This is a genomic window from Parabacteroides sp. TM07-1AC, assembly GCF_003480915.1.
Lineage (GTDB): Bacteria > Bacteroidota > Bacteroidia > Bacteroidales > Tannerellaceae > Parabacteroides > Parabacteroides chongii.
On record NZ_QUKD01000013.1, the window covers coordinates 117,205 to 140,941 of the forward strand.

At 43.9% G+C, this 23,737-nt stretch carries 21 protein-coding genes; 6 read left to right on the forward strand and 15 right to left on the reverse strand.

Features of this window, described 5'->3' with window-relative positions; all coding sequences use genetic code 11:
- The first annotated feature begins 10 nt into the window (after positions 1–10).
- The 4 genes from lysS to DXD68_RS21540 all read left to right on the forward strand — a co-directional run bounded on the left by lysS (position 11) and on the right by DXD68_RS21540 (position 5,108).
- Positions 11–1,741: a lysine--tRNA ligase gene (gene lysS, locus DXD68_RS21525; protein WP_122363515.1), complete on the forward strand. Its 1,731-nt coding sequence runs from the start codon at positions 11–13 to the stop codon at positions 1,739–1,741.
- Between the two features lie 11 nt (positions 1,742–1,752).
- Positions 1,753–2,748, forward strand: a complete 996-nt coding sequence (locus tag DXD68_RS21530) for an NAD(P)H-dependent glycerol-3-phosphate dehydrogenase (protein ID WP_122363516.1) — start codon at positions 1,753–1,755, stop codon at positions 2,746–2,748.
- Between the two features lie 2 nt (positions 2,749–2,750).
- On the forward strand, positions 2,751–4,094 hold the full coding sequence (locus DXD68_RS21535; protein WP_122363517.1) for a glucose-6-phosphate isomerase: 1,344 nt from the start codon (positions 2,751–2,753) through the stop codon (positions 4,092–4,094).
- A gap of 261 nt (positions 4,095–4,355) precedes the next feature.
- Positions 4,356–5,108: an HAD family hydrolase gene (locus DXD68_RS21540; RefSeq protein WP_122363580.1), complete on the forward strand. Its 753-nt coding sequence runs from the start codon at positions 4,356–4,358 to the stop codon at positions 5,106–5,108.
- Positions 5,109–5,161: 53 nt separating this feature from the next.
- Here DXD68_RS21540 and DXD68_RS21545 read toward each other — a convergent pair whose 3' ends face one another.
- The 7 genes from DXD68_RS21545 to DXD68_RS21575 form a co-directional block, all read right to left on the reverse strand.
- Positions 5,162–6,034, reverse strand: a complete 873-nt coding sequence (locus DXD68_RS21545) for a sugar phosphate isomerase/epimerase family protein (RefSeq protein ID WP_122363518.1) — start codon at positions 6,032–6,034, stop codon at positions 5,162–5,164.
- Between the two features lie 94 nt (positions 6,035–6,128).
- Positions 6,129–7,388: an ABC transporter permease gene (locus DXD68_RS21550; protein WP_122363519.1), complete on the reverse strand. Its 1,260-nt coding sequence runs from the start codon at positions 7,386–7,388 to the stop codon at positions 6,129–6,131.
- Between the two features lie 11 nt (positions 7,389–7,399).
- Positions 7,400–8,578 carry an ABC transporter permease gene (locus DXD68_RS21555; protein WP_122363520.1) on the reverse strand — a complete coding sequence of 393 codons (1,179 nt, stop codon included), beginning with the start codon at positions 8,576–8,578 and terminating at the stop codon, positions 7,400–7,402.
- A complete protein-coding gene (locus DXD68_RS21560; protein WP_122363521.1) occupies positions 8,575–9,588 on the reverse strand; it encodes an HlyD family secretion protein in 1,014 nt (337 codons plus the stop codon). The genes DXD68_RS21555 and DXD68_RS21560 overlap by 4 nt, the downstream gene beginning before the upstream one ends.
- Before the next feature lie 21 nt (positions 9,589–9,609).
- On the reverse strand, positions 9,610–11,001 hold the full coding sequence (locus DXD68_RS21565; RefSeq protein WP_122363522.1) for a TolC family protein: 1,392 nt from the start codon (positions 10,999–11,001) through the stop codon (positions 9,610–9,612).
- Between the two features lie 193 nt (positions 11,002–11,194).
- Positions 11,195–11,788 carry a Crp/Fnr family transcriptional regulator gene (locus tag DXD68_RS21570; protein ID WP_122363523.1) on the reverse strand — a complete coding sequence of 198 codons (594 nt, stop codon included), beginning with the start codon at positions 11,786–11,788 and terminating at the stop codon, positions 11,195–11,197.
- Between the two features lie 2 nt (positions 11,789–11,790).
- Complete coding sequence (locus tag DXD68_RS21575) at positions 11,791–12,696, reverse strand: hypothetical protein (RefSeq protein ID WP_122363524.1); 906 nt, start codon at positions 12,694–12,696, stop codon at positions 11,791–11,793.
- 287 nt (positions 12,697–12,983) lie between these two features.
- On the opposite strand from DXD68_RS21575, the gene guaA (DXD68_RS21580) reads away from it, so the two are divergent.
- Both guaA (DXD68_RS21580) and guaA (DXD68_RS21585) read left to right on the forward strand, forming a co-directional pair.
- Positions 12,984–14,504, forward strand: coding sequence for a glutamine-hydrolyzing GMP synthase (guaA, locus tag DXD68_RS21580; RefSeq protein WP_122363525.1), 1,521 nt, complete (start codon positions 12,984–12,986; stop codon positions 14,502–14,504).
- Between the two features lie 50 nt (positions 14,505–14,554).
- A complete protein-coding gene (guaA, locus tag DXD68_RS21585; protein WP_122363526.1) occupies positions 14,555–15,862 on the forward strand; it encodes a glutamine-hydrolyzing GMP synthase in 1,308 nt (435 codons plus the stop codon).
- Positions 15,863–16,107: 245 nt separating this feature from the next.
- On the opposite strand, the gene DXD68_RS21590 is transcribed toward guaA (DXD68_RS21585), so the two are convergent.
- The 8 genes from DXD68_RS21590 to DXD68_RS21625 form a co-directional block, all read right to left on the reverse strand.
- Positions 16,108–17,583: a hypothetical protein gene (locus tag DXD68_RS21590; protein WP_122363527.1), complete on the reverse strand. Its 1,476-nt coding sequence runs from the start codon at positions 17,581–17,583 to the stop codon at positions 16,108–16,110.
- Positions 17,584–17,860: 277 nt separating this feature from the next.
- Entirely contained in the window at positions 17,861–18,097 is a 237-nt protein-coding gene (locus DXD68_RS21595; RefSeq protein WP_122363528.1) for a hypothetical protein, read from the reverse strand.
- Positions 18,098–18,454: 357 nt separating this feature from the next.
- The gene (locus DXD68_RS21600) at positions 18,455–19,012 is read right to left on the reverse strand and encodes a sugar O-acetyltransferase (RefSeq protein WP_122363529.1); all 558 of its coding nucleotides are present in this window, start codon (positions 19,010–19,012) and stop codon (positions 18,455–18,457) included.
- 20 nt (positions 19,013–19,032) lie between these two features.
- The gene (locus DXD68_RS21605) at positions 19,033–19,731 is read right to left on the reverse strand and encodes a 16S rRNA (uracil(1498)-N(3))-methyltransferase (protein ID WP_122363530.1); all 699 of its coding nucleotides are present in this window, start codon (positions 19,729–19,731) and stop codon (positions 19,033–19,035) included.
- Between the two features lie 28 nt (positions 19,732–19,759).
- On the reverse strand, positions 19,760–21,076 hold the full coding sequence (locus DXD68_RS21610) for a NupC/NupG family nucleoside CNT transporter (RefSeq protein WP_122363531.1): 1,317 nt from the start codon (positions 21,074–21,076) through the stop codon (positions 19,760–19,762).
- Positions 21,073–21,711, reverse strand: coding sequence for a bifunctional nuclease family protein (locus DXD68_RS21615; protein WP_122363532.1), 639 nt, complete (start codon positions 21,709–21,711; stop codon positions 21,073–21,075). The genes DXD68_RS21610 and DXD68_RS21615 overlap by 4 nt, the downstream gene beginning before the upstream one ends.
- A 278-nt stretch (positions 21,712–21,989) precedes the next feature.
- Positions 21,990–22,775, reverse strand: coding sequence for a M48 family metallopeptidase (locus DXD68_RS21620; RefSeq protein ID WP_122363533.1), 786 nt, complete (start codon positions 22,773–22,775; stop codon positions 21,990–21,992).
- 22 nt (positions 22,776–22,797) lie between these two features.
- Positions 22,798–23,727: a DUF5106 domain-containing protein gene (locus DXD68_RS21625; protein ID WP_122363534.1), complete on the reverse strand. Its 930-nt coding sequence runs from the start codon at positions 23,725–23,727 to the stop codon at positions 22,798–22,800.
- Positions 23,728–23,737 lie beyond the last annotated feature (10 nt).

Below are 23,737 nucleotides of genomic sequence, written 5' to 3' on the forward strand. Positions count from 1 at the left end.
TAATAGCGTAATGAATCTATTAGAACTGAGTGAACAGGAAATCATAAGACGCAATAGCATGGAGCAATTGCGCCAAATGGGGATAGAACCTTATCCCGCTGCCGAGTACGTAACAAACGCATTTTCCAATGAAATAAAGGCATCCTTTAAAGACGATGCCGAACCTCGTCCTGTAAGTATTGCCGGACGTATCATGAGCCGCCGTATCATGGGTAAGGCTTCTTTCATGGAGCTGCAGGATTCTGAAGGCAGAATACAGGTGTATATCTCCCGTGATGATATTTGTCCGGACGAAAACAAAGATTTATATAACGTCGTTTTCAAAAAGTTGCTCGATATCGGAGACATCGTCGGAATCAAAGGTTTTGTATTCCGCACACAGATGGGTGAAATCTCCGTACATGCACAAGAGATAACGGTATTGTCCAAATCACTCAGACCGCTGCCGGTCGTTAAATACAAAGACGGTGTTGCCTATGACGGATTCAACGATCCCGAACTGCGCTATCGCCAGCGTTATGTCGACCTGATCGTAAACGATGGCGTAAAGGATATTTTCATGAAACGTGCAAAAGTGATCAAAACAATGCGCGCTGTGCTCGACGATGCCGGATATACGGAAGTAGAAACTCCGATCCTTCAGTCTATCGCCGGTGGTGCAAGTGCACGTCCGTTTATCACGCATCATAACTCATTAGATATCGACCTATATCTGCGTATCGCTACCGAACTGTATCTGAAAAGACTGATCGTCGGTGGTTTCGAAGGGGTTTACGAAATCGGCAAAAACTTCCGTAACGAAGGTATGGACCGGACACACAACCCGGAATTTACCTGCATGGAACTGTATGTGCAGTATAAGGATTACAACTGGATGATGAGTTTCACGGAACAACTGCTGGAAAAGATCTGTATGGCTGTCAACGGCACATGCGAAACCGTAGTCGACGGTAAGACCATCAGCTTCAAGGCTCCTTTCCGTCGTCTGCCTATTCTGGAAGCCATCAAGGAAAAGACCGGTTACGACCTGGAAGGCAAGAGCGAAGATGAAATCCGTTCAATTTGTAAAGAATTGAAGATGGAGATCGACGATACGATGGGTAAAGGTAAGCTGATCGATGAAATCTTCGGAGAATTCTGCGAAGGTACATTCATCCAGCCGACATTCATTATCGACTATCCGGTTGAAATGAGCCCATTGACCAAAATGCACCGCAGCAAACCGGGACTGACAGAACGTTTCGAATTGATGGTGAACGGTAAAGAGTTGGCAAACGCTTATAGCGAGCTGAACGACCCAATCGACCAGGAAGAACGTTTCAAAGATCAGTTGAAGTTGAGCGAAAAGGGGGACGACGAAGCGATGTTCATCGACCAGGACTTCCTGCGTGCACTGCAATTCGGTATGCCTCCGACATCCGGTATCGGTATCGGTATCGACCGTTTGGTGATGTTGATGACAGGACAGACGACGATCCAGGAAGTTTTATTCTTCCCGCAGATGCGTCCTGAAAAAACAGTAAAAAAAGATACTGCTGATAAATATGTTGCATTAGGTATCGACGAAGCTTGGGTTCCGGCATTACAAAAAGCCGGATACATAACTGTTGACACGCTGAAAGAGTTAAATCCTAACAAGTTACGTCAGGAGCTTTGCGAAATGAACAAGAAGTATAAGCTGGAACTGCAAAATCCTGCGGCTGAAGAAGTTGAAGCCTGGATTGCTAATGCGGCCAAATAAAAGGGAATGCCATGAAATTACCCGGTAAAATAGCAATAATGGGAGGTGGTAGCTGGGCTACCGCCTTAGCCAAAATTGTTCTTTCTACACAGGATAGTATTAACTGGTACATGCGCCGGCAGGACCAGGTTGACGACTTTTTAAAAACCGGACATAACCCAAGTTATTTGTCGGCCGTAAAGTTCGATACAGACAAAATTAAATTCTACACAGATATAAACGAGGTTATCAAAGATTCAGATACGCTGATCTTTGCTACCCCTTCTCCTTTCCTGAAGCAGCATTTGATGAAAGTCACCACTCCGCTGAATGACAAATTCATCATTTCTGCCATCAAGGGAATCGTCCCGGACGAGAATATGCTGATTGCCGATTATTTCACGGAATACTACAATGTTCCGACGGATCATATCGCAGTCATCGGAGGTCCGTGCCATGCAGAAGAGATAGCACTCGAACGTCTCTCCTATATCACGCTGGCCTGTTCCAATATCGATAACGCACGGGCTGTCGCACATGTATTTCAGAATCCATATTTAAACAACTATTGCTGCAAAGATGTTAGAGGTATAGAATATGCTTCCGTACTGAAAAATGTATATGCCATCGTTGCAGGTATTTGTCACGGGATGAAGTATGGCGACAACTTCCTGGCTGTGTTTATCTGCAATGCGATTGAAGAAATGCGTAACTTCCTGAATTCCGTACATAGCCTGGAGCGGGATGTTACTGATTCCGTTTATTTGGGAGACCTGCTGGTAACTGCCTATTCCCGTTTCAGCCGTAACCGTACATTCGGGACGATGATCGGAAAAGGATATTCGGTGAAAATCGCCCAACTGGAAATGGAAATGATCGCCGAAGGGTATTACGGGACCAAGTGTATTCACGAAATAAACGAGAAATATAAGGTAAACATGCCGATCCTGGATGCCTTATACGACATTTTATATGAAAGAAAATCGCCGACTACCATCATACGGCAGTTGACAGAAACATTTAAGTAGATATGAAAAACATCAGTCTTAACATCGACAAAGCACTGGGCGCTGTTACGAAAGAACAAGTATACGCACAGGAAGCTAAGGCAAACGAATGTATTGCCACTTTACATAACGGAAACGGAGCTGGTAACGACTTCTTAGGTTGGTTACATCTCCCCTCTTCTATTACAGATGCTGAATTGACAGACATCGAGAACACGGCTAACGTGCTTCGTTCCAAATGTGACGTTGTCGTAGCTATCGGTATCGGCGGAAGTTACCTGGGAACAAAGGCCGTTGTTGAAGCATTGAACAATAGCTTCGACTGGTTACAGTCTGACCGCAAAAATCCGGTTGTCCTGTATGCCGGACAGAATATCGGTGAAGATTACCTGTATGAGCTGTGCGAAGTTCTAAAAGGAAAACAGTTCGGTCTGATCAACATCTCTAAATCAGGAACGACTACCGAGCCTGCCCTTGCATTCCGTATGTTGAAGAAACAACTGGAAGACGCTGTTGGTAAAGAAGAAGCAAAACATCGTATCGTTGCTATTACTGATGCTAAAAGAGGTGCCCTACGTACATTAGCTGACCAGGAAGGTTATAAGACTTTCGTTATCCCTGATAATGTAGGCGGACGTTTCTCCGTACTGACCCCGGTTGGCTTGCTGCCTATCGCTGTAGCTGGTATCAGCATCCGCGAACTGGTTGCCGGTGCTGTTTCTATGGAAAAAGTAACAGGTACGGATGTTCCTTTTGCAGAAAACCTGTCGGCTATCTATGCTGCTACTCGTAACGAATTGTATAAGAGCGGTAAAAAGATCGAAATCCTAGCCAACTTCCATCCGAAATTGCATTACATCGGTGAATGGTGGAAACAGTTATACGGTGAAAGCGAAGGTAAAGACGGAAAAGGTATTTTCCCGGCTTCTGTCGACTTGACAACCGACCTGCACTCTATGGGTCAATGGATACAGGAAGGTGAACGCATTATCTTCGAAACCGTCATTTCAATTGAAGAACCGGATCATAAAGTGATCGTTCCGACTGACGAAGCAAACCTGGACGGTTTGAACTTCCTGGCAGGCAAACGCGTGGACGAAGTAAATAAAATGGCAGAACTGGGTACTCAGCTGGCACACGTAGACGGTGGCGTTCCTAACATCAAGATCACGATGCCGGCAGTAAATGCTTATTACATCGGCCAGTTGTTCTACTTCTTCGAGAAGGCTTGCGGTATCAGCGGTTATATGCTGGGCGTCAATCCGTTCGACCAGCCGGGGGTTGAAGCTTACAAGAAAAACATGTTCGCGTTGTTGAACAAGCCCGGATATGAAAAGGAAAGCGAAGCGATCCGCGCTAAACTTTAAAAAGATAGAATTTAGATATAGAAATGGGTTGTGCCAACATTTTGGCACAACCTTTTTTTATAGTTCTATCAATGCCTATTGTTAGGGTGTTACAATGCCTATTCTAAGGAGCTAACAATGCCTATTATTAAGGTCTTACGATAGGCATTGTTAGAATAAGAACAATCCCGGGCTTGAAAACGTATGAGCATTGTGTATAAAAAGAGTTTTGACAACCACTATTTTCGTAACTTTGCAGAGATTATTAAGAATATGAACAGAATGATACAAGAAGCTATCAAGTGTTATCTGCAAAAGCAGAAACAGGATTATCTTTCGCCCAAAGCCGTACTTTTCGATATGGATGGCGTGCTCTACGACTCAATGCGTTTTCATGCCCAAGCCTGGTATGAGACAGCCATAAATCATCAACTTCAAGCCGTAAAAGAAGATTTTTATATGTTTGAAGGTCGTACCGGAGAAAGTACAATCAATGAGTTATATCAGCGTACATTTCAACGTGACGCAACAGATCAAGAGAAGCAGGATATATATGACAAGAAAGCAATGCTTTTCAACAAATACAATGATGGTAAAGCGATGACTGGTGCTGCCGAGGTTTTAAAACAGGCTAAAAGCCATGGTTTACAGACACTAGTCGTTACCGGCTCGGGACAACATAGCCTCATCAATAAGCTGGAACATACGTATCCCGGTTATTTTACCCGCGAGAAGATGGTTACGGCCTTTGATGTGAAATATGGCAAACCTCATCCCGAACCTTATCTGATGGGACTGGAAAAAGCCGGAGTAAAGGCGAATGAAGCCTTTGTCGTGGAGAATGCACCAATGGGTGTGGAAGCGGGCGTTGCTGCCGGTATCTTTACAATTGCAGTAAATACGGGACCGCTGCCCGATAAAGTGCTGCTGGATGCAGGAGCCGACCTGTTATATCCGGATATGACGAACCTGGCAAACGACTGGGATAATATAATGAAATACATATCTGTAGGGGCAGGGTCTGCCTGCCCTTGATGCAATAAAATTCAAACATTATGGAAGGGCGGGCAAACCCCGCCCCTACGATGTTATTTTACATAATCTGCCGCATTCAGATAGTCAAAACTTTGCTGACAGCTTTCAACCGGATTATTATTTGTATATTCTTCTACTTCAACGTACCAGTCTTTTACATTATTGGCATACATCTGATCGAAGATAGGCTTGAAATCAATCTTACCGCTCGCACCGATTTCCATATCATCTTTAATATGAATGGTTTTGAACTGGCTCGGACGGGATTTCAGATAAGCAACAGGATCTGCACCACCTTCTTTCACCCAGTAAACGTCCATCTGGAAGAATACATGATTGGGACTTACGTTATCCAACAGGAAATCGTAAATCAACTTATCTTCTATCTTACGGAATTCAAATGCATGGTTGTGATAACCGAATGCAATACTGGCGGCAGCCGTCTTATAACCTACCGTATTGAAATAATCACAATACATCTTCAGGTCATCCAACGTAGTCTGGTCGTTCACCGGCATCCAGGGCTGAACCATATATTTAACGCCTAATTCATTATGAGCGTCGATCGCCTGATCCCACCAGCTCATTACTTCTGCTTCTTTTTCTTTTGTGAACTCCTGTCCCAGGTGAGCACTGGTACATTTCATACCGAGGTCATTACACATTTTCTTAAATTCGGCAGGAGCCATTCCATAGATCTTACCGTTATTGTAACCGGCTGTTTCCAGATTTGTATATCCCATTTTGGAAGCAGTCTCCAATACAGTCTGAATACCCTCATCTTTTACAAGGTCTCTTAAAGAATACAACTGTAAACCGATATGTTTCTTCGATTTTTCGGCACAAGAAGATAATAACTGAGGTGCAACTAAACCTCCTGCAAGCAACATTGAAGCTTGCTTCAAAAAGTTACGTCTGTTCTGCATAGTACTAAAAATTAAGTTTGATTGAGAATTTGTACAAAAGTAAGACTATATTTGATGGATTCTAACATTATTTCGTTAAAATCCATCAAAAACACTACTTTTGACTACCATGCAGCATTCGTTGCATCTTCATATACCGATATTGTTTTATGATCAGTTTCCGGCTACGCAGAATCTGATATCTGTAAATCATGCATGCGGTAATAAAATAAACGCCTGCCTGTATCCACAGCGTACGATATTCGTGAGCGACTTCATTCAAAGTGGCTCCTGCCGTATTAATACGGATAAATCCTTGTATACCCGGAGTTGAAGGGAAAAGATAGCCTACTGCCTTCCAGTACGGAGGAATCGCTTCCTTGGGCCAGGAAACACCCGAGATAAACAACAGGATCACCGAGGTAAAAACAAAAACAAGCATCGGCGACTCACGGCTGGTCATAAACCCGGATAACGTCATCGACAAAAAGATGGAGGCGAACAGATAAGGCAGAACAAACAGCATGACCGTCCACGGCTCACCCACCTGCGGCAATGAGAATAACTTCGGTACCACTCCTAAAGCCCAGATACAAACGACTACGTATAGCAACAGATAAGTAAGCGATTTACCGAATACGATACGCAACGTCCCGTTAAAATGACGGCTGACCGGCACCAGGCTGTGAAAACGGTTCTTTTCGCGTGCAGTTCCTCCCAACATACCGATCCCCAGGATCAATGTTTGCTGGATAACCAAAATCAAGATAGCCGGGACAAGAAAGCTGGCAAAGCCATTTTGCGAATTGAACAGGGCTACCGATTCATACGGAATAGGATTGATCGTAATCTTCTCCTGCTCTATCGTCGACGACGGGTTATTCTGTGCCCGGAGTTCCTTGCCTATTTCAAACGAAACTTCGGTTGTTGCCAACAGGAAAGCCTTATAAAACAGCAACGCACTCATGTCGCAATAAAGCGAAACAGTCGCTTGCTTTCCTTTATGTATGTCTTTACTGAACTCACCGGGAAAATACAATATCCCGTATGCTTTTTTCTCATCCAGCATCCGTTTTGCCTCCTCCATATCCGCACATACAGCGACCACCTTCACGTCGGCTGTCGCATCTACCTTACGGATATATTCTCGGCTCAGATATGAATCCGACTGGTCCACAACAACCATTTTGGCATTGTGCACCACTTCGTTGTTATAGATAAAAGCATACAAAAGCGGATAGACGAACGGGACCAGGAAGAAAAAGATCATGACTCCCGAGTCTTTGAAGACATTCTTCAACTCGTCTCTCCAGATAAAAAAGGTATCCTGAATGCCTTCTTTGATTATATATCGTAAACGATGTTCTCTTTTCATTACTTTCTGTTTTACGGAATATACTTAAAGTACAGCAATGCATTCTTGAGATGTTTCCCGATCAGGAACGGCAAGATCAGAAAGCCCGTCAACCACAGATACTCCGTCCATGAATAAAACAAGTCTCTCCCATTCAATGCCTGATCCACATAGATCAGGAAATAATGACGCAGGGGGAACAGGGTACTTAATGCCTGCAAGGTCGGATCCATTCCCAAAACCGGGAAAGAAAAACCGACAATAGAAAAGGCAATCATCCCGAACAAACTGGCAAAACTCAGACCCAGACGTAAAGTCGGTAATGCTCCGATCATAAATACGCCTACCGCCTGCGAAGCAATAACCAGCAGGAACAAAGCTGCGACCATCGGCATCCATCCGCTATTCAACGGAAAGGCATTGAAGCCGTATAAGGCAGAACTACACAACAGCGCTATTACCGTGAAGATAACTGTCTGCGGCAGAAGTTTCCCCAACAGGCTTATTGTAAACGAGTTGCCTCCGGTCTGCAGCCACTGGCGGGCAGTCGAGTATTTCAGTTCCGTTCCGATACTGAAAACCGTCACCAAAAAGATCATCAACTGAAGCATCCCCGGCAAAATCGTATTATTCAGATAAACGGAATAGTTCAGCCAGGGATTACCGAGTGCATGCGTATCAACCACTACCGGCTGAAGCTGTCCCATGATCTGGTCAGTCGTATATCCTTTCGCCAGTCCGGTCTGCAAACCGACTGAAGCACCCGCCAGAACAGACATGGTCTTCATATCCCTGAAAAGCAAGGACGCTGCGATCAGATATGTCCCGTTCGTATAAAAGGACAAGGTAGGCTGTTTGCCCGTAGTTGCTTCCACGGCAAAATCTTTCGGTATATAGAAAATACCATACACATTTCCTTTTTGCATTTCCCGGCGTGCATCGTCGAACGTGGCAGTCTTATAGACCACTTCAGTCTGCTCGAAAGCATCCAGCTGCCGGATCAGGTTGCGGGAAGTAGCAGAGCCATCCATGTCGACCACGGCGATCGGCAAATTGGTCGGCAACCCCTCCTGCATCAGTGACAGGAAGAAGACGACACAAAGAACCGGAGCGATCAGCATACAGAAGAAATAGATCGGCTTCGATGTCAGCCGCTGCATCTCCCGCTTCGCCACATTCCAGATACTATGTAAACTCTGCTTCAATGTCATAATATTTCGTTTCCTTTTTTCTTCATTACAACAGACATTCCGGGACGCAGGTCAGCTATTTTCTCCTGCGGACGAGCACGTACCTCGAAAGTCTTGGAATCGAACTGTCCGGTTGTCTTCGTCGCTTTCCAGGCGGCATACGATCCCATGTCTTTCAGATAATATACCTTCAGTTTCACAGGCTTATTGTCGAGTGCAGGTATGAAAGCATTCAGTTCCGATCCGATCTTGATGTCTTTCAACAGATCTTCACGCACGCTGAATGATATCCACATATCGTTCAGGTCGGTAATATTCATGATCGGTGCACCGGTTCCGACCAACTCTCCCACCTGCGGGAAACGTTCGGATACTTCGCCGTCGATCGGTGAAACCAAAGCCGACTCTTTCAGATAAGATTCCACTTCCGCTACCGCGCCTCCGGCCTGCTGAACCAGGGCTGCCGCTGCCGCTTTGTCTTCCGAACGGGCACCGTCCATCGCCATATCGTACTGTGACTTAGCTGCTTTCTCCGTAGCTACCATCGCTTTATAATTCGCTTCGGCTTCATCCCTTTTCTGAGCGGACATGACTCCTTTCTCGTAAAGGTTCTGAACACGGGTATACGATTTCTTCGCTATTTCAAGCCCCGCCTGTGCTTTCTGCCACATTTCGTAAGCACCGGCTATTTCCTGCGCACGGGCACCTTTGATCGCTTTCGCACTCTGTGCTTCAGCGGCTTTCTGAGCGGCTTCCGCCTGCTGCAGTTTCGCCAGCACTTCCGGCGTATTCAGATAGACCAGTGTGTCGCCGGCTTTCACTTTATCTCCTTCATCAAAACGATACGATTCGATTCGTCCGGGAACTTTTCCGGAAATACGAACCTGGTTGGCTTCTGCCTGCCCCATAATAATATCATCGGGAGGAGTAAGCAAAAAGAAACCGGTCAATGCGACTAATCCGATCACGACCAATACCGTGATAAATGCCAACATCATGTTGCTGATCGAAAACTTTTTATTCTCGTTCATCTTTGTATATTTTTATTGTTATTACTTCTGTTTGTCTACCGAGAGTTTACCCATAGCCTTCGACAGGTAGACTTCTGTTAATTTCACCTCTATCTGGGCATCGATCAGGCTGGAGCGAGCCGAAACCCAGGCAGTCTGCGCCTCCATCAGGTTCAGTGCCGGAATAACACCTTCTTCAAAACCCAGATTAGCATGACGAAGGTTTTCTTCCGCATTCTCCATATTACGGGAAGAAGCGGTCAGTTTCTTATTGGCTTCATTCACTTTATAAACAGACTGGTTCACCTGCAATTCAACTTTTTCACGCGCTTCCATCAGTTGCAACATCTGGATACGTGTCTCGGCACGGGCGGCATTCCGTTTATAACTACCTTCCCACCAACCGGATAAAGGCACCTTTACCATTACGCCCACATTGAACATTCCGGCAAATTCATTCTTAAAGCCATTGAATGCATTCGGATTCGTTACCAGATAGTTTGCCGACAGGGCGACATTCGGTAACATATCCGCTAAAACAATACGTTCTTTTTTCTGATAGATCTTTGTTGCCAGTTCCAGGCTTTTCAGTTCATCGCGGTTTGTAAAAGCTTCATTGACATTCGCAACGGCATCATTCGCATGTACAGGGAAATTCTCTATGTTTTCATCTGCCAGTGCCAAAGGTTCATCGAGGGGCAATCCGCAAATCTGCGCCAGCAACATACGCGATAAAGCCAGACCATTGTCCACCTTCGTCTGTGCCATTTCCGCTTCATTCAGCTTCACTTTCACCGAGAGTCCATCTGCCTGCGTAGCAACGCCTTCTGCAATCATGGCCGTCACATCGCTGTCCATTTTACGGAGCAATCCGACATAGGCATCCGCCAGCTTCTTTTTATTGACCAAAGAGATCACCTGCCAGTATGTTTCATCGGTTTTATAAATGACTTCCTGTAGCTGAAGGTCGTTCATCGACTCAGCCAGCTCGCGGGCATATTTGGTGATTTGATTATAGGAGACTATCTTTCCTCCCATGAAGACAGGCTGAACCAGCGAAACACCTCCTACCCAGATATTCTGTACATCCAGATGCTGCATCTCGTCCACTCCTCCCATCAGTTGACCGAAAACAGGAAGCTGCGCAATAGGTCCCAGGGCAGAACCCAGTTTGGCACTCAAAGCGTCCATGTCCAGCAGATTGATATCTTTCTGATTCCACATATAGCCTCCCATCGCGGAAAGTTGCGGGAAATATTTAGTAAAAGCCGCCTTTTTTTCTTCATTAGCCGCCTTCACTTTTTCACCGGACATTTGCAATTCTTTATTATTCTGAATAGCTAAGTTTCGACATTCTTCCAATGTCAGCGTTTGTTGGGAATTGGCATAACCAGACCAAACCAACAATCCTACTAATACGATAATCCGTTTCATCTTTTTATTGTTTTTTCATCCGGAGACTTTATTTTAACCACTAAAACAATTTATCACCCTTATTCATAATAAAAAACAACCAGCTATCTCCTATTGTTTATAGTCGATAATCCTATATTCTTCGTACACAAACAAAAGTACGATTTTCCGATGCAAAAGTACTGGTTTACTTTAAATATAAAATTGAATTAATTCAATTAAAGATGCGCTTTTTCAGCTTGCAATACCACGCATTGCTGATTCCCATATATTGGGCAATATATTTGTCGGGAACACGCTGCATGATCCACATGTAGTGATTGTAAAGATATTTGATAAATTCTTCGGCGGTACAGGACTGGCGGATAGCAAACATGGAATACAGCTTCGATATAATGGTCAGCATCGCATTCTGGTAATACGACGCAAATAACGGATAGCGTAGGGAAAGATCCTCGATATGAGCACGTGATAGCCGGAGCAGTTCTCCGGATTCCAACGCCTTGATCTCGAACTCGGAAGGTGCCTGGGTAAAATATCCGATAGCGGACAGGAAAGGATATAAGTAATCGGAAGAAAAACCGGTTACGCATTCATCCCCTTTTTCGCTTACATATAAATTAATGAATAGTCCTTTATTTATAAAATAGGCATCCTGGCATATTTCGCCGGTGCGGAGCAGATAGTCACCTTTGTCGACAGCGACCACTTTGGTGATGTTGTTAAGCTCACTTACAAAAACTTCGTCACGGGCCAAAGATTCCGGAAGATCCGCTAAAAGCTTTGTCAAATGAGCATCTGTCTCCATCGTTAATCTTCCAACGTGAAGTTTATCTTTCCGATCAGGTTGCCGTCAATAAAAATATCCACCCGATAAGTTCCCGGAGAAAGGAATTCCTCGATATCCCAATACATAGTAACCGGATATTCTTCCCCGTCATATTCGATCAGTTTCTTCATCGAGTAGTTGATGTCTTTTCCTTCAAAGGCGAAAACATCCGCACGGCTCTTCACCAGCACATCGTCGTCCGGCTTCATGATACGCACGTAAACGGTCTTTTCTCCGACAGGAGCGGTAATATTTTTAGCTATGCGGAAGTCCAGTACGAAACGTTCCATACGTTTGATCTTCTTCGCCAGTTTTCCACGCGAATTGACCGGAGTAACCGTGATACCCGTCGCATCCAGGCGGCTTGCCAGGGTAACGCGTTCAGACAGTTTTTCTTTTTCTTTCTTTAAGGTGGCAGCCTGCGAAGTGGCACGCTGGTATTTCTGAACGGCTTCTTTTTTCTCTACCTGCAATTGTTCATTCGCTCTGTTCAGAGAGTCGATTTGGACCACATAGTTACGCATGATCTTACGAAGCGTTTCCAGTTCTTTCTTCAAACGGGCTATTTCTTTGGTATTCGTCGCTTTCACAGTACGAAGTTCTTCCATCAATCGCTGAACTTTCGCCTGTTCCGTAGACAACAGACTCATCAAGGAATCATTACCCACCTTAAACTGATACCCTTCATATTGCATAGACAGCTCATTAAACTCGTCTTCAAGCGTTTGCTTATCCAAATCATACGCCTCAACCAAATCATTCATCTGCTGTTTCTGCTGATAAATATAGTAAGCGGCACCGGCAATAATCAGTATCAAAACGACTACTGCCATGATTAATAATGAGAGCTTATTTATTTCCTTTGTTTCTTTCTTTTCTGTATCCATACGGTTCTTCTAAAAATGAACGTACAAAGGTAATGTTTAATCAGATGTATTAAAACATATCCAGTCTGTTTATACATTTTTTAAGAACTAAACCATCCTTTCAACATATACCGACATCTTTTTAGTTTCTTTCGGGAGAAAATATAGTTTCTTTCGGATGAAACTTTTGTGAAATCATAAAAAATATATTGAAATCCCCCCATCGGTACCTTTATATATAGGATGAGCTTTACAGATTTTCTAAATAAAATTACTACCTTTGCCGCACTCAATTAAATAATAACTGCATGCACGAGAAACTTATTATTCTTGATTTCGGCTCGCAAACAACGCAATTGATTGGCCGCAGGGTCAGAGAATTAAACATGTATTGCGAGATCATTCCCTACAACAAATTTCCCCATGATGCAACAGATGTGAAAGGTGTGATCCTTTCAGGAAGTCCTTACTCCGTTTACGACGAAAATGCTTTCAAGGCCGACTTGAGTGAAATTCGTGGCAAGTATCCGGTTTTAGGAATCTGTTACGGGGCTCAGTTTCTGGCTTATACATCCGGAGGCAATGTAGAACCGGCCAACTCACGCGAGTATGGACGTGCGAATCTATCGTATATCAACAATGATGATCCTCTGCTGAAAGGCATCGATACAGGTTCACAGATATGGATGTCACATGGAGATACAATCACCGTATTGCCTGACAACTTTAAGGTGATCGCCAGCACGGACGACGTGAAGGCTGCCGCTTATCATGTGGAAGGCGAACAGACCTGGGGCGTACAATTCCATCCGGAAGTGTTCCACTCTACAGACGGAACCAAATTGCTGGATAATTTCCTGAATATCTGCGGATGCGCCAAAGACTGGACACCGGCTTCTTTCATCGAATCGACAGTAGCCGAACTGAAAGAACAGCTGGGCGACGACAAAGTGATCCTCGCCTTATCGGGCGGTGTGGACTCTTCCGTTACAGCGGTATTGCTGAACAAGGCAATCGGCAAAAACCTGACTTGCATCTTCGTCGATCACGGCTTGTTACGCAAGAATGAGTTCGAAAACGTAATGAAAGATTACGAACACCTGGGCTTGAATGTTATCGGGGTGAATGCCAAAGATAAATTCTATAAAGCATTGGCCGGAGTGACCGAGCCGGAGCAGAAACGTAAGATTATCGGTAAAGGCTTTATCGATGTATTCGACGAAGAAGCTCATAAGCTGAAAGATATCAAATGGTTGGGACAAGGTACGATCTATCCGGACGTAATCGAGTCTTTATCCATTACAGGGACTGTGATCAAGAGCCATCATAATGTGGGCGGTCTGCCTGACACGATGAAACTGAAGTTGGTAGAACCGCTTCGCCTGCTTTTCAAAGACGAAGTTCGCCGTGTCGGTATCGAGATGGGTATGCAGCCGCACCTGATCAAACGCCATCCGTTCCCCGGTCCTGGTCTAGGTATCCGTATCTTAGGTGATATTACTCCTGAAAAAGTACGTATCCTCCAGGATGCCGACGATATTTATATGTCACTGATGCGCGAATGGGGGCTTTACGACAAAATCTGGCAGGCCGGAGTAATCCTGCTTCCGATCCAGTCGGTCGGAGTAATGGGCGACGAACGCACCTATGAAAATACGGTCGCTTTACGTGCCGTAACATCTACCGATGCCATGACAGCCGACTGGGCACAATTGCCTTACGAATTTCTGGCAAAAGTATCCAACGAAATTATCAATAAGGTAAAAGGTGTGAACCGCGTTGTGTACGACATCAGTTCCAAACCGCCTGCAACAATTGAGTGGGAATAAAACAAGCAGAAGGATAATCTAATTAACATACTAATTTTAATAGGAATACGATGAAACAAGATATGATCGTTATTTTAGACCTGGGAAGTCATGAAAATACGGTATTGGCAAGAGCTATCCGTGCATTGGGAGTTTACAGTGAAATTTATCCTCACGACATCACTGTCGGAGAATTGAAAGCTCTCCCGAACGTAAAAGGTATCATCATCAACGGTGGTCCTAACCATGTAATCGACGGTGTTGCCATCGATGTGGATCCGGCTATTTATTCCATGGGAATTCCCGTTATGGCTGCCGGTCACGACAAAGCATTATGCGAAGTTAAACTGGGTGAATTTACCGACGATATAGAAGCTATCAAGAAAGCTGTCAAACCGTTTGTTTTCGATACTTGCAAAGCGGAAGCCAACTGGAACATGACAAACTTTGTCAATGACCAGATTGAACTGGTAAGACGCCAGGTTGGCGATAAGAAAGTATTATTGGCCTTATCGGGCGGAGTCGACAGCTCGGTTGTTGCCGCACTGCTTCTGAAAGCGATCGGCGACAAGCTGGTTTGCGTACATGTAAACCATGGTTTGATGCGTAAAGGTGAATCGGAAGATGTCGTTGAAGTATTCAAAAACAAGTTGAATGCCAACTTGATATACAAAGATGTTACCGACCGTTTTCTCGATAAACTGGCAGGCGTTGCCGATCCGGAAGAAAAACGTAAGATCATCGGTGGAGAATTTATCCGCGTATTCGAAGAGGAAGCACGTAAACTGGACGGTATAGATTACCTGGCTCAGGGAACTATTTATCCGGATATCGTGGAAAGTGGAACGAAGACTGCGAAGATGGTGAAGTCTCACCACAACGTAGGTGGTCTGCCTGATGATCTGCAGTTCGAATTAGTTGAACCGCTGCGTCAGTTATTCAAGGACGAAGTTCGTGCTTGTGGTCTGGAATTGGGCTTGCCGTACGAAATGGTTTACCGCCAGCCGTTCCCCGGTCCTGGTCTAGGTGTACGTTGTCTGGGTGCTATTACGCGCGACAGACTGGAAGCCGTTCGTGAATCGGATGCTATCCTGCGTGAAGAATTCCAAAAGGCTGGTTTGGATAAGAAGGTATGGCAATATTTCACAGTAGTGCCCGATTTCAAATCGGTGGGCGTACGCGACAATGCCCGTTCTTTCGACTGGCCTGTTATCATCCGCGCCGTCAATACGGTTGATGCAATGACCGCAACTATCGAACCAGTAGACTGGCCTATCCTGATGAAGATCACAGATCGTATCTTGAAAGAGGTAAAGAACGTAAACCGCGTTTGCTACGATATGTCTCCGAAACCCAATGCAACTATTGAGTGGGAGTAAGATTTGATAAATAAGAATATAAAAAAGCCTGTGTTTGTATTGACACAGGCTTTTTTATAATGGGTAGGCCGTGATTTGATATATCTGTAGCAGCTACCAAATACAGTTGCGGCAGCCACTCCAAGTGACTACCGCAATCAGAAAGATACCGTTTCAGTATCCTTCAACCGTATTTATTGAAAACACAGCTGAAGGCTGAAACGTGTGTATTGAAGTTATATGAGGGAAAATCTTACTCTCTAGTTTCAATGTGCGTGTTGGCCGGTGTAAGGCTCGGAAGTTATGAATAACTGGTTTGAAGGCAAAACAATCTCAGGCATAGAAGAGGCTGAACGGGTTTTAAAGTCCGGTTGAGCTTCTCCCGACAAATGTCGATACAAATCGACAATGTCTTTCAGTGTCACTCCGATATAGACATAAGTATGTGTATTAGGACTAACACTGAAATCACTAGTAAGTGAAATTTTAAAAGGCACTAGGTTCTTATATGTTCCAGTCTCATGGTCACCAATCCCCAAAAACAGGACTAAGGATAAACCAGGAATGCCAGGACGACCGTCTATAGTTGTTGGAATAAAAGGTTCATTGTCACAAGTAGCAGTTAAGCTATATACTATAAGCTTTGGTGAGATTTCGTATCTAGTAGTAGCATCTATCCAACTAGGATGATCTAAATTACATAAATACAAAGGTATCCTAGACTTCTTAGTGTTCAACCCACTTTGCCAGTCGTAAACCGGCGGATAGTTTGTGAACAATTTTTTCCGAACAAAAATATCTTGCACATCAAAATCCTTAAAATCGTCTTTAACCGTTTGGCTATAGCTGCCTTTAGCAACAAACTCTCGCAGAGCCGCATTTGTCTTATTTACTGCTTCAAACTTGTCAGTAAGGTCTTCTTCCCCAAATAGACTCACTGGTGAACCGTCAGAATCATATCGCTCTATCAACATCAACCTGACAGTGACACAGGCAGTCAAGCGGTTCATGACTAAATTTAATTCCGCTTCATTCCAGTTTGGCAGTTCCACTACTTCATACTCACCGGCAGGGTCGGACTTATAATCGTTTGGTTGTATCGTAAATAGCCCCAAGCTACCATCAGCTTTCCATCGAAAAAAATAACCTTTCGAAACGAATAATCTATCACCAAATTCCTCACGAGCATCAGGAAACAACTTGTCATAAGTATTATTTTTTGCTTCTGGGAATGGTATATTTCCAGACTCTTTCAGAGAAGTAAAGAAGAATACATCACAGTCATCCGGATAAGCACCTTCCTTTTTTGATTGAGGATCAATCTTACACTTCAAGCGATACTGCTCATCATCACTGTCGGTTTTGTTTTTTTTAATATAAATGTAATTCTTCGTCTCATCTAATCCATAGACGAATCGGGCAAAACGATTATCATTACTACCTTCCTCATTGATAGTGAGTGTTCCAGAAACCTTTCCATCAAGGTCAGTCTTATGCATATAGATACCCAACTTTGCCGGATAGGCAGCTACTGGAAGATCATTGTCATCCAGTTCGCCCTTTGCTCTGGTCTCAACAACTGTTCCCTGTTCTACACCAGCCGAAAAACTCATCGGCTTCCATTCTATATTGCTGTTTAATTGGGGCTCTTGTCCCAATTCTTCTTCGGCTGAACAAGCTGTCATCAAAACAACCGCCATGAAACCGAAAAAGACTTGCTTTATTTTACCTAATTCCTTCATTTGTTCTTTAAGAATTATAGCTTTAAGTTAATCATAAACCTACCAAATTCAATTAGCAGGAAAAATCTCCCCCCAGGTTCTAGAACTGCTAGCTCCACCCAAGTTCAAATGTTCAGAACTTCCTCTACGTACCGTAGGTCCTGGAGGAGGTGTCGATCCCGCAATACACTCATTAAACTCTACCTGTACAACTTCAACGACAGGTTTTTCATACTTCTCTTTCATTTATTTTCAGTTGAAATTTAATATTAATAAATAGCTTTCTTCGCATATATTATTACATCCGCTTTACGATTTTTAGATTGGCAGTTACAGCTTCGGCCATTTCGGCTCCTGTCCATCGTTCGTCGAGCATCAAGAAGATCGCTTTAGCCAGCTTCCTTTGTGAGGAAGGGGTGACTTTTGCGAGGTAACGTTCTGCCTTGTCGGCCTGTTGGTTTTGCCGAGCGATGTTGTTGACATTTTTCGGATCACGCCGGTTTCTGCGCAACCTTCGCTTCCAGCATTTTTTCATAAACTAGTATATCGCTCGTTTAAACTTATTTAGGAAATAAGTTTAAACAACTAGCGCTAGTTGTTTGCAAAGGTAGAAATATTAAAAACAAACAAAATAAAGATGCTTCTTTTTTATTTATTTGCAAAATGCAAAGATGGCTAATGCGATTTCTTCATCCCTGATTTTTAGACCTTTTAGTCGAAGAAAGCTCATTAATTAAGGTGTCCCAAAAACAAGAACGCATTCAGGCAACCTATTCTGTGGTTTCATAACTATTATATGACAGCAGCAATCCTCCTATACATTTTTTAACATACTCAACAGATGTGTTCAAAGAAAAATATGCAATTATGCTATCCGGATGAGTACTAGAAACTATTTAATCTCCTTCACCACCCGACAAGGATTGCCTACCGCCAATACATTCGATGGAATATCTTTCGTCACCACGCTTCCGGCACCGACAACAGTATTATCGCCAATCATCACTCCGGGCAGGATGGAGACGCCGGCACCAATCCATACATTATGACCGATCGTCACAGGGAGGGCATATTCAAGTCCACGGTTGCGCTGTTCCACATCCAGAGGATGGCCGGCTGTGTAGATACCGACATTCGGAGCGATAAAGGCATTATCACCGATACTGACTTTGGCTCCGTCCAGGATAACCAGGTTCACATTGGCATAAAAGTTCTCCCCTACTTCGATGTTATAACCATAGTCGCAGGCAAAAGGCGGTTCGATGATCAGGCTATTACCAGTCTTCCCCAGGAGCTGTTTTAACAGCTGCATCCTTTCTCCCTGCTGTGAGGGACGCAGACGATTGTAATCATAAAGCAACTCTTTTGCTCTTTCACGATCTGCCAATATCTCTGTGTCATAATTGGCATCATACAATAAGCCTAGACGGCATTTTTCCTTTTCTGTCATCGTTCTATTTTTAGTGGTCACTATTGATTCAGGACATGTATCGTATGGCAAGCCACCAACGCGGCAGTTTCCGTCCGCAGGCGGCTTTCCCCCAATGAAATCGGTTCAAATCCCTGCTGCAAAGCCAACTCAATCTCTTCAGGACTGAAATCACCTTCCGGCCCAATCAAAACCAAAGCATTCTCTCCCGGATGATAAAGATGTTTCAGCAATTTCTTTTCAGTTTCTTCACAATGGGCTATAAATTTACGACCTTCAAATGGTTGTTTTACAAAGCTCTTAAAATCAATCATACCAGTCAATTCCGGTAAGGTCGCTTTTTGTGACTGCTTCATCGCACTGACCAATATTTTCTCCAAACGGGCTGGTTTAATTTCGCGTCGCTCCGAAAAACGGCAGTTCAGACAAGTGATTGCATTAATCCCGATCTCAGTAGCCTTCTCCATAAACCATTCCATCCGATCCATATTTTTGGTAGGTGCAACAGCAATATGAAGCTGGAAATTCCATAATGCCGGTTGTTCCCAGCTTTCCAGGATAGAAACCTCGCAATGTTTATGATGGGCACGGCTGATAGCCGCTTTATAAAAAAAACCTTTTCCGTCTGTCAACAAAATCTCGTCTCCTTCAGTCAGACGAAGCACACGGATACAATGACCCGCCTCCTCTTCCGGCAATTCCGGATTCACCGCAATGTCAGGTGTATAAAATATCTGCATCTCAAATTATCAATTTGTCAATTATCAATTACCCAAGTATCATACCAATAATCGTCGCGGAAAGGACTGAAACCAAGGCACCGGCAATCATCGCCGGAAAACCGAAACGAGTGATCATCTCCTTCTTTTCCGGAGCCAGCACACCCATTCCTCCCAACAAAATCCCGATAGACGAAATATTGGCAAAGCCACATAATATATAAGTAGACATCAATATCGACTTCTGGTACATGAACATACCGGCATCTTTCCACTCCTGTAACTGAAAATAAGCGACAAATTCATTCAGGATCGTCTTTTGTCCCAGTAAAGAGCCTACCAGCATGATATCCGGCGACGGAATACCGATCAGCCACATGAACGGAGCCAAAATTACTCCCAGAATAAACTGGAACGTCAATCCGTGTGCTTTTCCGTCAGTCACCGAAACGATCCATTCATTCAATCCGGTATAACGGCCCAATAAACCTTCCAGCAAATAATTGGCCAATGCAACCAAAGCAATAAAGACCAGCAACATTGCCGCAATATTCACCATCAGACGTATGCCGGTAGATGTTCCGGAAGCTAACGCATCCAATGCAGTCGGATGTGAACTACCTTTTTCCAGGCTGGCAGCCTGATCGACTGCCACTTCTGTCTGCGGACAAAGCATCTTTGCCAGGACGATCGATCCGGGAGCAGCCATCAGGGACGCAGAGATCAGATGCTTGGCAAACAATACCCGGGCAACCGGATCGCCCCCCGAAAGCATCCCGATATACGTAGCCATAACCGTTCCGGCAATCGTACCCATTCCCGAAACCATGACCAAAAATATTTCAGACCGGTTCATCGCCGGCAAATAATTCTTTATAAGTACGGGAGATTCCGTCATTCCCATGAATATATTGCCGGAAGTAACCAAGCCTTCCGCCCCTGAGATATTCATAAATTTTCGCAGTACCCAGGAGAAAGCCCCCACCACGCGCTGAATAATCCCCCAGTGATAAAAGAGCGACACCAACGCAGAAAAGAATATAACAACAGGTAATGAGTGAATCAGAAAGATAAAGCCGTTACTTTTAGAAGCATACGGTCCCAATAAAAAACCTACGCCAGCTTGAGTGAAATCCATCAGTTTGATAAAAGCCTTTCCCGTCCATTCCAAAGCGGTTCCCACAAAAGGAATATAAAGAACAGCCAGTGCAAACAGAATCTGCATGATCAAACCGCCTCCGATCAGCTTCCAGTCGATCCGTTTCCGATCCTGACTCAAGGCGTAAGCCACAGCCAGTACTGTCACAATCCCCAGTATTCCACGTAACAGGGATTCAAGGCTGATCCCACTCTGTTGATCTATCATTTGGCACTGCCCTCCTCTTCTTCACGCCGGCGGATCTCATCTTTATACATCTTGGCGTATTCGTAATTCTCATCGGCGATTGCTTCTTCCAGCCGCTCGCTCAATTCATCCTCGTCCAAAAGAGAAAGCCATTTCTTTAATTCAACTTCGTCTTTTATATCTTCCGGTTCTTTGTCCAGTAAAGCATATTCATCATCGTCTTTATCATCCAGCAACGTAGCTTCTTCCAGCACTACGCCACATTCGGTCACGATCTGTTCTGTCGTATAGATATCACATTTCACACGAAGGGCGATTGCAATCGCATCCGACGTACGCGAATCAAGGCGCACCTGGGTGATACCATCATCGAACAGCAGTTCCGAATAAAAAACCCCGTCTTCAAATTTATAAATAAAAACCTCCCGCAACTGAATGGCAAAAGCCTGTGCAAAAGTTACAAACAAATCGTGAGTAAGAGGTCTGGGAGGCGTAATATGTTCCAATGCAATAGCTATGGATTGTGCCTCTGAAGTTCCTACTATAATTGGTATACGACGGGCTCCGTTTTCCTCTGCCAGTATCAAAGCGTAAGCTCCGGACTGAATCTGACTATTCGTTAGCCCCTGAACCCGTAATTTTATTTTTGTATCCACACCATATAAGTTTTATAGTCACTATACAAAAGTAATATTATTTCGGAATTAAAAGTGGGAAAGTCTGAAAATGATTAGTCAGGTGTATAAAAAAGAAAAGGTTGTCTCCCGACAACCAATCTTCATTGCTAACCTTAAATCTAATACCATGAAAAACACAGTGCAAATATAAGCACTTTTATGTTATCCAACATGCTTTTCCGGCATAAATAGAGGTATTTTAGCAATATTTCAGTAAAGATTCCGCCCGTTTAAGAGACGGTAACATAATATACGTACTACTTTGTATAATTGTCTGCTTTTTCTTTCATTCGTTGAACCCGTTTCTCCGTTTCCGGATGGCTGGAAAAGAGCTGGCGGAACTTGGATGACTTAGGTGCATCTGCACTCAATTCCAATAATTTAGCCAATGAATCATGCATGCTGTGAGGGTCATATCCATTAGCTACACTAAACTCAAAGCCATAATCATCCGCTTCATTCTCCTGCTTCTGCGAATACTGTGCACCAGCCAAAGCCGTAGCCAGATCACCCAACTGAGAATCAGACAACTTAGCAACAACATCGCTGGTTGCCCCTGCCGCATTCTTGGCAGCCGAAGTCAGATAAGCATTCTTCATGGCATCCTTTGAATCGGAATGGAGAACGTGACCGATCTCATGGCCGATAACAGCCATTACCTCATTGTCGTCCATGATCTTCATTAATCCGCCACAAACACGCACACTTCCGTCTCCACAGGCAAAAGCATTGACGTCTATCACATTATATACTTTGAAATTCAAATTCAGCCCTTCGACTTTTATATCTTTGGTCAAACGCTCCAAACGTGCTCCCATTTCCGTATCAGGACCTGCCACTTCATTATGCGTATCCATCCACTCAATATATTCACGGCTCATATTGGCTATATCGGCATCACTCAGTGTGATCGCTTTTGCCACATCGGTTGCAGCACTGACAACTTTCTTGGTATTGATAGTTTTTCCTCCGATTTTGAACTGGGCAGACGCAGTCAGACTAACTCCTGCCAAAAGGGCTAATGATAATAACGTTGTTCTCATACTCAATTTGTCTATTTACATATTAGTTTGTTTGCATTTGTAAAAACTCCATCAACTGGTTGAATGTGACATCTTTCAAAATGACTTTTTTGTCTTTATCCAGGAGATAAAGTGTAGGTATTGCTTTCAAATCATATATTTCATCATTTTTAAGGCTAACTGTATTGTCATAAGAATTGATCCATTCTGCCGGAACATCCGGAATATGGTTGCGCCATGCTTCCAGGTCTTCGTCCGGATAGACAGCCAGGACTTTTAGTTTTTTGTTTTTCTGCAAATCAGAGATCAGCGGTGAAGACTGTAACTGCTCCGTAATCTCTTTACAAGCATGACAATCCGGATTATAAAAGAATAATAACAGATAATCAGCCTTTACATTATATAATGTACCTGTTTTTCCACTCGCCAGCGTATAAGTAAAATCGGTAGCCGGCTCCCCTACTCTGTTTTTCAATGCCAACTCCAGTAAATGTGCCGGACGTATCTTGTTGACCTCATCCAAAACCGGAGCTGCCAGAACTGATTCCAGAACAGGGATATACAAAGCCTCATTTCGCATCGGAGAGTTGGGATCGTATAAATACTTCTCATATAAACCAGCCATATAAGCAAAGAAAGTGCTATCGGCAGTAACTTTATGCATCATCCCTTTGATAGAAGAGGAAGCCACCTCCGGAGACACATACTTCATCAGGTCGATGTAGTTGGTAAACGCCTGTTCCGTTATATCTGGCAAATGAATATAAGCCGTATCGGTAAAATCGAATTTATCCCAGTAATGTTGCACCAGATATTTGGCACGTTCCCCCGGATCGGTGATCATACTCGGGACAGTAACCATTTCAAAGCTTTTCGGTGTTGTATCCTTTTCTTCTGTTTTTGCAGTTTGCTGACCATGGCACGAACTAAAAATCAACGTAAATACCAGCAGAGAAAGTATTCTGACTATCATATCTTTATGT

What these genes read in the sequence shown, in the direction of transcription:
- lysS (WP_122363515.1), top strand. Translation starts at nt 11, where the DNA reads ATGAATCTATTAGAACTGAGTGAACAGGAAATCATAAGACGCAATAGC.
- DXD68_RS21530 (WP_122363516.1), top strand. Translation starts at nt 1,753, where the DNA reads ATGAAATTACCCGGTAAAATAGCAATAATGGGAGGTGGTAGCTGGGCT.
- DXD68_RS21535 (WP_122363517.1), top strand. Translation starts at nt 2,751, where the DNA reads ATGAAAAACATCAGTCTTAACATCGACAAAGCACTGGGCGCTGTTACG.
- DXD68_RS21540 (WP_122363580.1), top strand. Translation starts at nt 4,356, where the DNA reads ATGATACAAGAAGCTATCAAGTGTTATCTGCAAAAGCAGAAACAGGAT.
- DXD68_RS21545 (WP_122363518.1), bottom strand. Translation starts at nt 6,034, where the DNA reads ATGCAGAACAGACGTAACTTTTTGAAGCAAGCTTCAATGTTGCTTGCA.
- DXD68_RS21550 (WP_122363519.1), bottom strand. Translation starts at nt 7,388, where the DNA reads ATGAAAAGAGAACATCGTTTACGATATATAATCAAAGAAGGCATTCAG.
- DXD68_RS21555 (WP_122363520.1), bottom strand. Translation starts at nt 8,578, where the DNA reads ATGACATTGAAGCAGAGTTTACATAGTATCTGGAATGTGGCGAAGCGG.
- DXD68_RS21560 (WP_122363521.1), bottom strand. Translation starts at nt 9,588, where the DNA reads ATGAACGAGAATAAAAAGTTTTCGATCAGCAACATGATGTTGGCATTT.
- DXD68_RS21565 (WP_122363522.1), bottom strand. Translation starts at nt 11,001, where the DNA reads ATGAAACGGATTATCGTATTAGTAGGATTGTTGGTTTGGTCTGGTTAT.
- DXD68_RS21570 (WP_122363523.1), bottom strand. Translation starts at nt 11,788, where the DNA reads ATGGAGACAGATGCTCATTTGACAAAGCTTTTAGCGGATCTTCCGGAA.
- DXD68_RS21575 (WP_122363524.1), bottom strand. Translation starts at nt 12,696, where the DNA reads ATGGATACAGAAAAGAAAGAAACAAAGGAAATAAATAAGCTCTCATTA.
- guaA (WP_122363525.1), top strand. Translation starts at nt 12,984, where the DNA reads ATGCACGAGAAACTTATTATTCTTGATTTCGGCTCGCAAACAACGCAA.
- guaA (WP_122363526.1), top strand. Translation starts at nt 14,555, where the DNA reads ATGAAACAAGATATGATCGTTATTTTAGACCTGGGAAGTCATGAAAAT.
- DXD68_RS21590 (WP_122363527.1), bottom strand. Translation starts at nt 17,583, where the DNA reads ATGAAGGAATTAGGTAAAATAAAGCAAGTCTTTTTCGGTTTCATGGCG.
- DXD68_RS21595 (WP_122363528.1), bottom strand. Translation starts at nt 18,097, where the DNA reads ATGAAAAAATGCTGGAAGCGAAGGTTGCGCAGAAACCGGCGTGATCCG.
- DXD68_RS21600 (WP_122363529.1), bottom strand. Translation starts at nt 19,012, where the DNA reads ATGACAGAAAAGGAAAAATGCCGTCTAGGCTTATTGTATGATGCCAAT.
- DXD68_RS21605 (WP_122363530.1), bottom strand. Translation starts at nt 19,731, where the DNA reads ATGCAGATATTTTATACACCTGACATTGCGGTGAATCCGGAATTGCCG.
- DXD68_RS21610 (WP_122363531.1), bottom strand. Translation starts at nt 21,076, where the DNA reads ATGATAGATCAACAGAGTGGGATCAGCCTTGAATCCCTGTTACGTGGA.
- DXD68_RS21620 (WP_122363533.1), bottom strand. Translation starts at nt 22,775, where the DNA reads ATGAGAACAACGTTATTATCATTAGCCCTTTTGGCAGGAGTTAGTCTG.
- DXD68_RS21625 (WP_122363534.1), bottom strand. Translation starts at nt 23,727, where the DNA reads ATGATAGTCAGAATACTTTCTCTGCTGGTATTTACGTTGATTTTTAGT.